This window comes from Pseudomonas sp. H1_G08 (assembly GCF_054681355.1).
On record NZ_CP162822.1, the window covers coordinates 2,261,549 to 2,273,971 of the forward strand.

Below are 12,423 nucleotides of genomic sequence, written 5' to 3' on the forward strand. Positions count from 1 at the left end.
CGCGTTGGACGCGGATGTTTCGGTTGATCTTGGACAAAGTGGGAGACCCTCGGGGTGGCGGCCATTTCTCAGTGGTTGCTACCGGGTCGGCCAAGGAAAACCCGATGGTTCTGCTGGTTGAAAATCAATACCTCGGAAGGGCTGACCATGCTGAATAATCACAATGAGCCTCTTGTTGATGCGCAATGTGAGGTGATCAGAAAAGCGGGCGATGTAGAGCCGTTTCCAAGCGGAAAGATCACCTATCTCGCACCGTTGCCACTGCCCACACCGATGCCCCCTTATGGCCCACATATCGGTGAGCTCAATGATGTTTACATGGAATTCGGGATAGGACCGCCACAAGTGTTCATGTGGCAGGTAACAGTAGGGTTGCCCTTTAGTGCAACCTTCATGATCACGTGCCTTTTTCCCGCAATTGCTGGTTTTATGTTTTTTCTGGCAGGTTCGGGGTGGAATGACATATGCGGCGCCATCGAAGGAGTTTTCGATGCTTTGATTGGTACGGGCTCTTTGACCATTTTTTGTTCTTTGTGTATTAACCTGGGCGTCTGGCAGCACGTCCACAAAAAACGCCTCTCCCTCATCCCAACCCGCTTCAACCGTCAACGCCGCGAAGTCTGCTTCATGCCCCGGGGCGCGACCGAACCGGTATTTGTCCCGTGGGAGTCGCTCAGCGCCTGGATCATCGAAGCCCAAGGTGCCAGCCAGTTCGGCGTCCATCGCCAATACGGCATGGGCATCGGTTTTCGCCACGGCGAAACCCTCACCAGCCTCGAATTCCAATGCGCCGGCCTGGAGCTCGCGATCAGCCATTGGGAAGCGATTCGCGGTTACATGGAGTACGAGGTCAACGACCTCAAATCGATTCAGGATTTGCAGGATCTGCAAGGCCCGGACGACCCACCCCACGAAGGCCTGCATACATTCCACAATGCCCGCGCGCGGATGCATCAGGAGATCCATGAAGGCCGCCGCTCGCGGTTGTCGGGGTTCTTCTGGTACCTGTATCACGTCATGACCCTATGGACGATTCCCAACCGTCTGCTCGAATGGGAAATTCGTCGGCTGGAAAGAATCGGCAAGCAGGCGCTGCCGGATGTTATGCGTGCCTGGTCCGAGCCATTGCCGAAAGAGCAATGGGCCAAGCCCAGTGAAGAGTTGTTGCGACTGAGTGAACAAGTGCGGCGGATGCACAAGCGCCACCCGCATCGGCCGATTACCGAAATATTCGCCGCTGCCGGTGCAAGCAGACACGCGACAAGGCAAGGGGCGTGATTTGCCAGTAAACTCCCCTCCTTTCGCCGCCCGTTCTTCTTCGCGGCCACCCTCTTGATCAAAATGCGGAGTCCACCTTGCGTCTGTTCCACACCTCCGACTGGCACCTTGGGCAAAACCTGCACGGCCAGGAGCGCGATTTCGAGCACGCGTGTTTTCTCGAATGGCTGCTGCGCCAGTTGCACTTGGCGCAGCCGGATGTGCTGCTGATTGCCGGCGATATCTTCGATACGGTCAATCCGCCGGTCAAAGCTCAGGAACGCCTTTACGACTTCATCGTCAGCGCTCACGAACAGCAGCCGTTGCTGACCATCGTGATGATCGCCGGCAACCATGATTCCGGCTCGCGGATCGAGCTGCCGGCGCCGTTGATGCGGCGTTTGCGCACTCACGCGTTGGGTCGGGTCTTGTGGCTGGATGACGGGCAACTCGATGCCGAGCGCCTGCTGCTGCCGCTGCCGAATGCCCAAGGAGAAATCGCCGCGTGGTGTCTGGCGCTGCCGTTTTTGCGCCCGGCGGAAGTCACTGGCGCGCATCTGGGTGACAACTATCTGCGCGGCATCGGTCAGGTGCATGAATGGCTGATCGCGGCGGCGAATGCCAAGCGTCAACCCGGGCAGGCGTTGATCGCTATCAGCCACGCGCACATGGCCGGGGGCTCGGTGTCGGAGGATTCCGAGCGCAGCCTGATCATCGGCAATGCCGAAGCGCTGCCCGCCAGCCTGTTCGGCGAAAGCATCAGTTACGTCGCCCTCGGCCATTTGCACAAGCCGCAGAAGGTCAACGGCGAGGAGCGCATCCGCTACAGCGGCTCGCCGATTCCGCTGTCGTTCTCCGAAATCGGTTATCAACATCAGGTTCTCGATGTGGTCCTCGACGGTGAAACCCTGGTCAGCGTCGAGCCGAAACTGATCCCGCGCTCGGTCAATCTGCAGCGCATCGGCCCGGCACCGCTGGCCGAGATTCTGCTGCAACTGGCCGACCTGCCGAACATCGATCTGCTCGCCGAAACCCAGCGCCAGCCCTGGCTCGAAGTGCGCGTGCGTCTGGATGAGCCGCAGCCGGATCTGCGCCATCAAGTGGAAACCGCACTGCAAGGCAAAGCCGTGCGACTGGTGCGCATCGCCGCTGAATACGCCGGCAATCGTGGCGCCGATGGCAGCGATGACGGCAGCACGTTGATCGAACTCGACCAGCTCACCCCGCAGGAATTGTTCAGCCGCGCTTGGCTCGACAATTACGGCAGCGAGGTCGACGAGCAGACGCTCAAGGACTTCGCCGAACTGCTGCAGGACGTGCAACTGGAGGGCGAGCAGCCATGAAAATTCTCGCCATTCGCTTGAAAAACCTCGCCTCGCTGGCCGGTCCGTTCGAGATCGATTTCACCGCCGAACCGCTGGCCAGCGCTGGTCTGTTTGCGATCACCGGCCCCACAGGCGCTGGTAAGAGCACGTTGCTTGATGCGTTGTGTCTGGCGCTGTTCGGCGCCGTGCCGCGCCTGAACAACACCGGTCGCGATGCCAAAGTCCCCGACGCTGACGGTGAAATCGCCACTGGTGACCCGCGCACCTTGCTGCGGCGTGGCACGGGTGAAGGCTATGCCGAAGTGGATTTCGTCGGCGTCGATGGCCGCCGCTATCGCGCGCGCTGGGAAGCCAATCGTGCTCGCGAGAAGGCTGGTGGCAAACTCCAGGCCAGTCGGCAGAGCCTGCGCGACATCGATCAGGATCAACTGCTCGCCAGCCAGAAAGGCGAATACAAAACCCAGCTGGAAGCCGCGCTGGGCCTGAACTTTGAACAGTTCACTCGCGCTGTGCTGCTGGCGCAGAGTGAGTTCAGCGCGTTCCTCAAGGCTGACGACAACGACCGCAGTGAACTGCTGGAAAAACTCACAGACACCGCGCTCTACACCCGCCTCGGCCGCCGCGCTTTCGACAAGACCAAAGAAGCCCGCGAAGCGCACAAGCAGTTGCAGGATCAGGCCACCGGTGTGACGCCTTTGGCGCCGGAAGCGCGCGCCGAACTCGACGAGCGTTTCAACACCGCTCAGCAACAGATGAAGGCGCAACAGGCGCAGCTCAAACAGCTTGAGCAACAGCATGCCTGGCTGAAGGATTTGCGTCTGTTGCAGGAAGCGCAGCAAGCGGCCAGCGAACAACTGCAAACCGCGCAACAGCAATGGCAGGCACTGGCCGGCGAGCGGGTGAAGCTGACGCGTCTGGAACAGCTTGGCCCGCAACGCCATCAGTTCGCGCGCAAGGCCGAGCTTGATGCGCTGCTGACGCCACTGACGACGCAGATTGCCGCGCACACCCAACAACACGCCGCGTTGGGCGAACGCCAGACGCAACTGGCGCAAAACCTCGACGCAGCAAAAGTCGCCCTGAGCGAAGCACAACAACGCCAGAGCGAAAACGCGCCGTTGCTGCGTCAGGCATTCGAAGAGCAAAGCACCCTCGCCCGTCTGATCAAGGACACTGCCAGCAGCGCCGAAGCCCGACAAACCGCCGAGCAAGCGTTCAAGGATGGCCAGAGCGCGATTCAGGCCTTGCAGGAAAAACAGGCTGAGGTCGCCGAGCGTTTGCAACGCATCGCCACCGAGCTTGAGCAGAGTGCGCATCTGGCGCCGTTGAGCGATGCCTGGAGCGCCTATCGCGACCGTCTGCAACAGCTGATGCTGATCGGCAACCGCATGAACAAGGGCCAGAGCGAACTGGCGTCCCTCGAACAGAACGCCGCGCGCAGTGCTGAGCAACTGGCCTCGCACAAGCAGCAACTGGAAGTGCTGTTCAAAGAGGCCGGCGCCGAGCCCGACGCGGTTGCGGAACAGATCGGCCTGCTCGGCACTTTGCTGCAGGACAACCGCAAACAGCTGCGCGCAGTTGAAGACCTGTCGCGCCTGTGGGCGTCTCAGCAGGATCTCGACAAGCGCAGCGCCGAGTTGCAACAACGTCAGCTCGACGCGCAGCAGCAACGCGAACGCTTGACCCAGGACGGTGTGAAAACCAAGGCCGAACTGACCGTCGCCGAGCAGACCCTCAATGTCACTCGCGAACTGCTCGAGCGTCAGCGGCTGGCGCGCAGTGCCAGTGTCGAAGAGTTGCGCGCGCAGTTGCAGGACGATCAGCCCTGCCAGGTCTGCGGCAGCAACGAGCATCCCTATCACCAGCCCGAAGCGCTGTTGCAGAGCCTTGGCCGTCACGATGAAAGCGAACAGGCCAACGCCCAGCAAGTGGTCGATCAGCTCAAGGAAAAACTGATCGAGCTGCGCGGCGAAGTCGGTGGCGTGATCGCGCAACAGAAAGAATTGCTCCAGCAACAGGAACAACTGGCGGCGCAACAACAAGCCCTGGCCCCGAGCCTCGACGCGCATCCGCTGGCCGCGCAACTGTTCAATCAGAACGCCGACAAACGCGACGCCTGGCTCAGCCGCCAGACCGAGCAGTTGAACCAGAGCATCACTCAAGACGAACAACGGCAAAGCGCCCTGCTCACCTTGCAACAGGACGCGGCGCGCTTGTCGCAACAATTGCGTCAGGCCGAGGTGGCGCATCAGCAAGCGGCGCAACAGCTGAGCCATCAGCAGCATGAACTCAACAGCGACCGTCAGCGTCTTGAAGAAGAACTCGCCGCGTTTGGCCCGCTGCTGCCCGCCGACACGCTTGAGGCCTTGCGCCTTGAGCCGGCGGCAACGTTCATGCAGCTGGATCGGCAGATCGCCGAGCGTCTGGCCCAGCTTGAGCAGCAAAAGGAAGAGCTGAGCGAACAGCAGCAACGCCAGCAGACGTTGGAGAAAGAACAGGATCGCCAACAGCTGCGCACTCAGCAACTGCACAGCGCCGAGCAACAATTCACCGCGCTGACCGAGCAGCAGCAAAGCTGTCAGGAAAAACTCGCGCAGTTACTTGGCGAGCACAGCAGCGCCGAGCATTGGCAGCAGCAGCTGGAACACGCGGTGGAACAGGCGCGCGTCGCCGAAACCAGCACCGCTGAGGAGCTGCAAAGCGTGCGCACGCAGCTGGTGCAGATCGCAGCCGAACTCAAGTCACAGCAGGATCGCCTGAAAGCATTGGAGGCTGAAGAACAGGCACTCGCCGGCAAGATCGCCGATTGGCGCGCCAGCCACCCGGAACTGGATGACAGCGGCCTGGAAGACTTACTGCGCTTCGACGACGCGCAAGTCGCCGACCTGCGTCAGACCCTTCAGCACAACGAAAAAGCCATCGAACAGGCCCAGGTCTTGTTGCAAGAGCGCGATCAGCGCCTGCTCGATCACCAGGCCCGGCAGGACGGCAATCTTCACGCCGAACAGCTGGACAGCGCCCTCGCCGAGCTGCAAAACCAGTTCGCCGTCAGCGAACAGCAGTGCGCCGAACTGCGCGCCGAACAGGCGGAAGACCAGCGCCGACAGAACGCCAATCAGGCGTTGGCCCGGCAGATCGCTGACGCCTACGCCGAGTATCAACGCTGGGCGCGACTCAGTGCCTTGATCGGCTCAGCCACCGGCGACACCTTCCGCAAGATCGCCCAGGCCTACAACCTCGACCTGCTGGTGCACCACGCTAACGCGCAGCTGCGCCAACTGGTCAAACGCTATCGCCTCAAACGTGGCGGCAGCATGCTCGGCCTGCTGGTGATGGACACGGAAATGGGCGACGAACTGCGCTCGGTGCATTCGTTGTCGGGCGGCGAGACGTTCCTCGTATCACTCGCCCTTGCGCTGGGTCTGGCTTCGATGGCGTCGAGCACGCTGAAAATCGAATCGCTGTTTATCGACGAAGGTTTCGGCAGCCTAGATCCGGAATCCTTGCAACTGGCCATGGACGCGCTCGATGGCTTGCAGGCACAGGGACGCAAGGTGGCGGTGATTTCCCATGTGCAGGAAATGCACGAACGGATTCCTGTGCAGATTCAGGTGCGGCGCCAAGGCAATGGTTTGAGCACGCTGGAGGTGAAATGAACACGCTGTATTCCTTCCGCCGCTGCCCTTACGCCATGCGTGCGCGAATGGCGTTGCGTTATGCGGGCGTGCCGGTGGAGATTGTCGAAGTCAGTCTCAAGGACAAACCGGCGCAGATGCTGGCGCTCTCGCCCAAGGGCACCGTGCCGGTGCTGAATGCCGATGGCGTGGTGATCGATGAGAGTCTGCAGATCATGCGCTGGGCGTTGGCGCAGAATGATCCGGATGATTGGTTGCTGGGCGGTGATTCGTTCGCGGCACTGTGGATGGAGAAACTGATTGAAGGCAATGATCAGATTTTCAAATCGGCTTTGAATCGCTACAAGTACGCCGAGCGTTACCCTGAGCAGCCGATGGAAGCTTATCGGGCTGAAGGTGCGTTATTTCTGCAGAAACTGGATGAGCTGCTTGAAGGACGTGAGTACTTGCTGGCCGATCATCCGAGCCTCGCCGACATCGCCCTGCTGCCCTTCGTCCGGCAGTTCGCTCACGTTGATCGAGAGTGGTTCGCGCAGACGCCTTATGTTCGCTTGCAAGCCTGGTTGCAGCGCTTGCTCGAATCCGAGCTGTTCACCTCGATCATGAAGAAGTAACCCTCTCTCCCTCTTGATCGTTCCCACGCAGAGCGTGGGAACGATCATTAGGCCAGTGCTTGGCACATGCCCAGCGCCATGCAATCCACTTCAAACGGCCCGAGAAAATCCAGCGCAACCTTGACCGGTGGATTGCCGGCCATCAGCCCCAGCGTGTTGGCTCGTTCAATGTTGTGCGCGATGTTGTGGTTGGCCTCTATGGCCCGGGCCAAGCCGCCCACCGAGCCCTGGCCAAATCCCAACAGTGAGGCGCCGTTGGTCATCAGCGCGAGGCTGGCGATGACCCAGAGTCTGTAGCCTTTCATGCGCCGCCGACTCCTGCGAGTTCGGCCCTGTCGACCATTGCGCTTTGCGAGCGCAGTTCGAACTGGATGCCGGGGTGGGCGACGTCGATCGGGGCGTCGAAGCTGTGTTCCATTTGCGCGCCGATGCTGACAAACAGCACCACGGCCATGTACAGACCGATGGCCAGGTAGGCGCCGCGTTTGGCGGAAGTGAGGATTGCGCTGGCCATGGTGTTCTCCGTGGGCAAAGGTTTCGATGGCCACAGAATCAATCAAAAAAGCCGAAGCAACCACTCAGGGTTTGCAATGGTGAATATCAGCTTCGTTGATTATTTAGCGGCTCTATTTGCCGGCGAGAGAAAACCTATGAGTGGAGAACGCGTACGCGCGTAGGAGCTGCCGAAGGCTGCGATCTTCTGATTGATCGTTCCCACGCTCCGCGTGGGAATGCCTCAAGGGACGCTCCGCGTTCCAATGGGACGCAGAGCGTCCCGGGCTGCGTTCCCACGCAGAGCGTGGGAACGATCAGGTTACGCGCACGCGTAGGAGCTGCCGAAGGCTGCGATCTCTTGTTTGATCGTTCCCACGCAGAGCATGGGAACGATCAAGATCGCAGCCTTCGGCAGCTCCTACAGGAGAACGGTGCGCTCAGGCTTGGGTTTTGTGATCCAGTGCGGCGTAGAAGTTGGCGCTTTGTTGCAGGTATTTCTGGGTGTAGCTCTGGGTGTGGGATTTTTTGCTGGCGATTTCGACGTTGGCACCGGCTGGCAATACCACGGTGGCAGAAATGGCGGAAGCGGCGATGACGGAGAAGAGATTGAAATTCATGGCGGTAACCCTCGTGTTCGTTTGCTTGGTTTGCCCGGTCGGGCTGTGAAACAAACGTAACGCTCGAGGGTTGCTCGCTTGAAATCTTTTGTAGCATTAGCCGATATCAGTGCAATTAATACAACGATGCAGGCCCCGCAGACCGGGGCCTGTGGCTTATTGTCGCACTACAAACTTCAGATCGCTTGGCGCGTCCATCGGCAGTTTTTGCACGGTTTTGCCGAGCAGACCGGTCTTGGTATCGCGCTCGACGACGACAATCTGGTTACTCTTCTGGTTGGCGATCAAGACGAATTTACCGCTCGGATCGAGAGCAAACTCGCGCGGGTGATCCCCCTCGACCGAGCGCTTTTGCAGCTCTTTGAGCTGACCGGTCGCAGGATCAATGCCGAACACTACGAGTTGATTGGCCGTGCCGCGATTGCTCACGTAGAGAAACTTGCCGTCAGCCGAAGCATGCAGCGCCGCGCCGGCCTTGTCCGAGGTTGGCTGGCCCGCCGCCAGATCGACCAGTTGCGTCTGGGTCAGTACGCCGTCCTTGTAGTCGAACACCGCGACCTGTGCACTCATCTCCATGGTCAGCCAGGCGTGTTTGCCGTCAGCGCTGAACAGCAGATGACGCGGGCCACTGCCGGCCGGCAAGGCTACCGAGGCGGTTTTTGCCGGGGTCAGCGGCAGGTGTGGATTGGCCTTCGGGTCGTACTGATAGATGAAAACCTTGTCCGCGCCCAAATCATTGGAGAACACATAGCGCCCGTCCGGCGACGACACCGTCGAGTGCACATGATTGGAAGCCTGACGCTCAGGGTTGACCCGACTGGCCGGGTGGCCGCTCATCTGCACCACCGGTTTCAACTGGCCGTCGGCATCGACCGGCAATACCGCCAGGGTGCCGCCCGGATCTTGCATCACTGAGTAGTTGCTGACGAACAGGTGTTTGGCATCGGCGCTGAGGCTGGAATGGGTCGGCTCGTTGCCCAGGCTCTGCACCTGATTGATCAGGCTCAGCGCATGGGTCTTCGGGTCAATGGCGAAGCTGCTGACGCGGCCGACCGGATCGGTCTGGCCCGGGCCGTTTTCGTTGACCACGAACAAACGCTTCTGGTCTTTCGAGAGTGTCAGCCAGGACGGGTTTTCGGTCTTGACCACTTGCAGCGGCTTGGCGTCGATCTGGCCGGTGGCGCTGTCGAACTGCATGCGGTAGATGCCCTGGCTGGAACCGGCGGTGTACGAGCCGACCAGCAACTGCAAGGTGTCGGCGCTGGCGCTGGAAAGCCCCATCGCGCCGACGCTGCCGGCCATCAGCAAAGGCCAGAAATTACGCATCTTCATTATTGTCATCCTCATCGTCGCTGCTGCTGACTACGTCGGCGAGGCACACCAGACGATGCTCGCCCGTGGTCTTGGTGTCGCTGGCGTAACCGACGATCAGCCAGCTCTGCAGCGTCTCATCGAACGTCGCTTGCGCGACCTGCGCCGGGGTGAATTCCCAGTGCTTGGCTGCACGGCCATCAATGCATTCGATGTGCAGGTTATCGTCCTCGTCGAGGGCGAATTCGAAGGCGTGCAGGCCATCGATTTCGACCATACCGCAGTGTTCGAGGGCGTTGAGAAGGGTTTGGGCAGTCATGGCAAACAGTCTTTCTAGGGGGGAAAGGGCCAATGATAGCCCAATGTGATCCAGAGGCCCCTGCTGGAACCTCTGTCTGATCGTTCCCACGCTCCGCGTGGGAACGCCTCAAGGGACGCTCCGCGTTCCAGTGGGACGCAGAGCGTCCCGGGCTGCATTCCCACGCAGAGCGTGGGAACGATCAACACAAAAAATCGCGGTGTTGGCTAGATCGCCTCTCGCGATGGCTTGCCATCCACCAAACGCTGAATCCGCAGCGGGTTGGCGTTTTTCAGTGGTTCGGGCAGCAAGCTGTCCGGGTAGTTCTGGAAGCACACCGGGCGCAGGAAGCGATCGATCGCCAGCGTGCCCACTGACGTGCCGCGCGCATCGGACGTCGCCGGGTACGGGCCGCCATGCACCATCGAATCGCACACTTCGACACCAGTCGGATAACCATTGAGCAGGATGCGCCCGACTTTCTGTTCCAGCAGCGGCGTCAGCTCGGCGAATTGCTCGAAGTCAGACGGCTCACCAATGATCGTCGCGGTCAGTTGACCGTGCAGGCCGTGCAGCGCTGCGCTCAGTTGTGCCTGATCGGCCACTTCGACGATTACTGTGGTCGGACCGAACACTTCTTCCTGTAGCACTTCGTCGCCGTTGATCAACAGGCTGACATCGGCCTTGAACAACTGCGGCTGCGCTTGGTTGCCCTGCTGCGGATTGCCGGCCAGATGCTCGATGCCGCTGTGCGCCAGGAGCTTTTCCAGGCCTTTGCCATAGCTGCCGAGGGTGCCGGCGTTGAGCATGGTTTGCGCCGGTTGATCGCCGATTGCAGCGGCGACTTGCTCTACAAACGCGCTGAACTGCGGTGAGCGAATACCGATCACCAGACCCGGGTTGGTGCAGAACTGACCGCAACCCTGCACCACCGAAGCGGTGAGGTCGCGCGCAACGGTTTCCGAACGCGTGGCCAGTGCCTGCGGCAAGACGATCACCGGGTTGATGCTCGACATCTCGGCGAACACCGGGATCGGTTGCGGACGTGCAGCGGCCATGTCGCACAAAGCGCGACCGCCCTTCAGCGAGCCAGTGAAACCTACTGCCTGAATTGCCGGATGCTTGACCAGCCATTCGCCGACGCCGCCACCGTAAATCATGTTGAACACGCCAGCGGGCATACCGGTTTTTTCTGCGGCACGAATGATCGCGTCGGCGACCAGTTCAGCGGTGGCCATGTGGCCGCTGTGGGCCTTGAATACCACCGGGCAACCGGCTGCCAGTGCTGCTGCGGTATCGCCACCGGCAGTGGAGAATGCCAGCGGGAAGTTGCTGGCACCAAACACCGCAACCGGGCCGAGGCCGATGCGGTACTGGCGCAGATCCGGACGTGGCAGCGGCTGACGATCCGGCAGTGCCAGATCGATGCGCGCGCCGTAGAAATCACCGCGACGCAGGACTTTGGCGAACAGACGCATCTGCCCGCTGGTGCGACCGCGCTCGCCCTGAATGCGTCCGGCCGGCAGCGCGGTTTCGCGGCAGACCACGGCGACGAAATCGTCGCCAAGCGCATCCAGCTCATCCGCGACTGCGTCGAGGAACTGCGCGCGACGTTCGGCGCTGAGGCTGCGATAGGTCGGATAAGCCGCAGCGGCGGCCTTGGCGGCGGCATCGACCTCTTCGGCCGTGGCCTGGATGAAATCATGCGGCAAGGCCTCGCCAGTGCTGGCGTCGACCGAGTGCAGTTTGACGCTGCCGGCGGCGCTGCGCTGACCGCCGATGTAGTTGTGACCGAGAATCTGAGTCATGGGATCTCCTTAAAGGGTGCCGATGCTGTCCGGTTCAAAAGCCGCCTGAACCGGTGCGATACCGTTGACCAGCGGTGCGCCGAAGTCGGCCTGGCTGATCTCGAACGTGTCGCCCGGCTGGGTGCTGATGCCGTCGGCAAACGACAGGGTCGCAGTGCCGAAAAAGTGAATATGCACGTCGCCCGGACGCAGGAACTGACTGTATTTGAAGTGGTGGTACTCGAGGTTCGCCAGGCTGTGGCACATGTTGGCCTCGCCACTGAGGAACTCGTTCTGCCAGAGCACTTCGCCGTCACGCAGGATTCGGCTGGTGCCGGCAAGGTGTTGAGGCAATTCACCGGTGCGAAGTTCCGGGCCATAACTGCAACTGCGCAATTTCGAGTGCGCCAGGTACAGGTAATTCTTGCGTTCCATGACGTGATCGGAGAACTCGTTACCGACGGCGAAACCGAGGCGATACGGCTTGCCATCGTTGCCGATGACGTACAGGCCGGCCATCTCTGGCTCTTCACCGGCGTCTTCGGCGAACGGCGGCAGCGGGAACGCCTGCCCCGGACGCACGACAATGCTGCCGTCGCCCTTGTAGAACCACTCCGGTTGCACACCGGCCTGCCCCGCCGCAGGTTTACCGCCCTCCACGCCCCATTTGAAAATGCGCATGGTGTCGGTCATCGCCGCTTCATCGCCGGCCTGCTGGTGCATCTTGTCCCGGGCCGAAGCGCTGCCCAGATGGGTCAGGCCGGTACCGCTGACCAGCATGTGTGCCGGGTCCGGGTGATCGAGTGGCGGCAGGATGCGCAGGTCTTTGAGCAACTGCGCGTAGTCGTGGCTGGCACCGAGGCCGAGGCTTTGCACTTGCTGCTCAAGCGAGCCGCCGGCCTCGATTGCGGCCAAGGCCAGATCACGGACACTGCGGGCGTCCTCGACTTCGCGGACCTGACCGTTGTCGACCACGCCGACACGGCGCTCGCCGTTGGGTAATTCGAATTGAACCAGATGCATATGTCCTCTCCTTTATCCAAAATTCCGAAACACCGCAAATCCCTGTGGGAGCTGGCTTGCC

The 12,423-nt window shown here is 60.9% G+C and carries 11 protein-coding genes; 4 read left to right on the forward strand and 7 right to left on the reverse strand.

Annotated features, from left to right (window positions below):
* Positions 1-117: 117 nt before the first annotated feature.
* The 4 genes from AB4N85_RS10180 to AB4N85_RS10195 all read left to right on the forward strand — a co-directional run bounded on the left by AB4N85_RS10180 (position 118) and on the right by AB4N85_RS10195 (position 6,831).
* A complete protein-coding gene (locus tag AB4N85_RS10180) occupies positions 118-1,278 on the forward strand; it encodes a hypothetical protein (RefSeq protein WP_460067921.1) in 1,161 nt (386 codons plus the stop codon).
* 77 nt (positions 1,279-1,355) lie between these two features.
* Entirely contained in the window at positions 1,356-2,600 is a 1,245-nt protein-coding gene (locus AB4N85_RS10185) for an exonuclease SbcCD subunit D C-terminal domain-containing protein (protein ID WP_460067923.1), read from the forward strand.
* Positions 2,597-6,238, forward strand: a complete 3,642-nt coding sequence (locus tag AB4N85_RS10190) for an AAA family ATPase (protein ID WP_460067925.1) — start codon at positions 2,597-2,599, stop codon at positions 6,236-6,238. Before AB4N85_RS10185 ends, AB4N85_RS10190 begins: the two co-directional genes overlap by 4 nt.
* Positions 6,235-6,831 carry a glutathione S-transferase gene (locus tag AB4N85_RS10195; RefSeq protein WP_236169621.1) on the forward strand — a complete coding sequence of 199 codons (597 nt, stop codon included), beginning with the start codon at positions 6,235-6,237 and terminating at the stop codon, positions 6,829-6,831. The genes AB4N85_RS10190 and AB4N85_RS10195 overlap by 4 nt, the downstream gene beginning before the upstream one ends.
* A gap of 47 nt (positions 6,832-6,878) precedes the next feature.
* Here AB4N85_RS10195 and AB4N85_RS10200 read toward each other — a convergent pair whose 3' ends face one another.
* The 7 genes from AB4N85_RS10200 to araD1 form a co-directional block, all read right to left on the reverse strand.
* Positions 6,879-7,136 (reverse strand): hypothetical protein, encoded by a 258-nt coding sequence (locus AB4N85_RS10200; protein ID WP_056789426.1) that lies wholly within the window; start codon positions 7,134-7,136, stop codon positions 6,879-6,881.
* Positions 7,133-7,345 (reverse strand): hypothetical protein, encoded by a 213-nt coding sequence (locus AB4N85_RS10205; protein WP_460067928.1) that lies wholly within the window; start codon positions 7,343-7,345, stop codon positions 7,133-7,135. Before AB4N85_RS10205 ends, AB4N85_RS10200 begins: the two co-directional genes overlap by 4 nt.
* Before the next feature lie 418 nt (positions 7,346-7,763).
* Entirely contained in the window at positions 7,764-7,943 is a 180-nt protein-coding gene (locus tag AB4N85_RS10210) for a hypothetical protein (RefSeq protein ID WP_016775003.1), read from the reverse strand.
* A gap of 156 nt (positions 7,944-8,099) precedes the next feature.
* Entirely contained in the window at positions 8,100-9,275 is a 1,176-nt protein-coding gene (locus tag AB4N85_RS10215) for a lactonase family protein (RefSeq protein WP_305380925.1), read from the reverse strand.
* Complete coding sequence (locus AB4N85_RS10220) at positions 9,262-9,573, reverse strand: DUF5629 family protein (protein ID WP_252884354.1); 312 nt, start codon at positions 9,571-9,573, stop codon at positions 9,262-9,264. Before AB4N85_RS10220 ends, AB4N85_RS10215 begins: the two co-directional genes overlap by 14 nt.
* A gap of 206 nt (positions 9,574-9,779) precedes the next feature.
* Positions 9,780-11,360: an aldehyde dehydrogenase (NADP(+)) gene (locus tag AB4N85_RS10225; RefSeq protein ID WP_353189068.1), complete on the reverse strand. Its 1,581-nt coding sequence runs from the start codon at positions 11,358-11,360 to the stop codon at positions 9,780-9,782.
* A 9-nt stretch (positions 11,361-11,369) separates the two neighbouring features.
* On the reverse strand, positions 11,370-12,362 hold the full coding sequence (gene araD1, locus AB4N85_RS10230; protein WP_460067933.1) for an AraD1 family protein: 993 nt from the start codon (positions 12,360-12,362) through the stop codon (positions 11,370-11,372).
* Positions 12,363-12,423 lie beyond the last annotated feature (61 nt).

Coding starts and splice junctions, on each gene's coding strand:
- AB4N85_RS10200 (WP_056789426.1), bottom strand. CDS start 7,136: ATGAAAGGCTACAGACTCTGGGTCATCGCCAGCCTCGCGCTGATGACC.
- AB4N85_RS10225 (WP_353189068.1), bottom strand. CDS start 11,360: ATGACTCAGATTCTCGGTCACAACTACATCGGCGGTCAGCGCAGCGCC.
- AB4N85_RS10195 (WP_236169621.1), top strand. CDS start 6,235: ATGAACACGCTGTATTCCTTCCGCCGCTGCCCTTACGCCATGCGTGCG.
- AB4N85_RS10190 (WP_460067925.1), top strand. CDS start 2,597: ATGAAAATTCTCGCCATTCGCTTGAAAAACCTCGCCTCGCTGGCCGGT.
- araD1 (WP_460067933.1), bottom strand. CDS start 12,362: ATGCATCTGGTTCAATTCGAATTACCCAACGGCGAGCGCCGTGTCGGC.
- AB4N85_RS10220 (WP_252884354.1), bottom strand. CDS start 9,573: ATGACTGCCCAAACCCTTCTCAACGCCCTCGAACACTGCGGTATGGTC.
- AB4N85_RS10210 (WP_016775003.1), bottom strand. CDS start 7,943: ATGAATTTCAATCTCTTCTCCGTCATCGCCGCTTCCGCCATTTCTGCC.
- AB4N85_RS10215 (WP_305380925.1), bottom strand. CDS start 9,275: ATGAAGATGCGTAATTTCTGGCCTTTGCTGATGGCCGGCAGCGTCGGC.
- AB4N85_RS10205 (WP_460067928.1), bottom strand. CDS start 7,345: ATGGCCAGCGCAATCCTCACTTCCGCCAAACGCGGCGCCTACCTGGCC.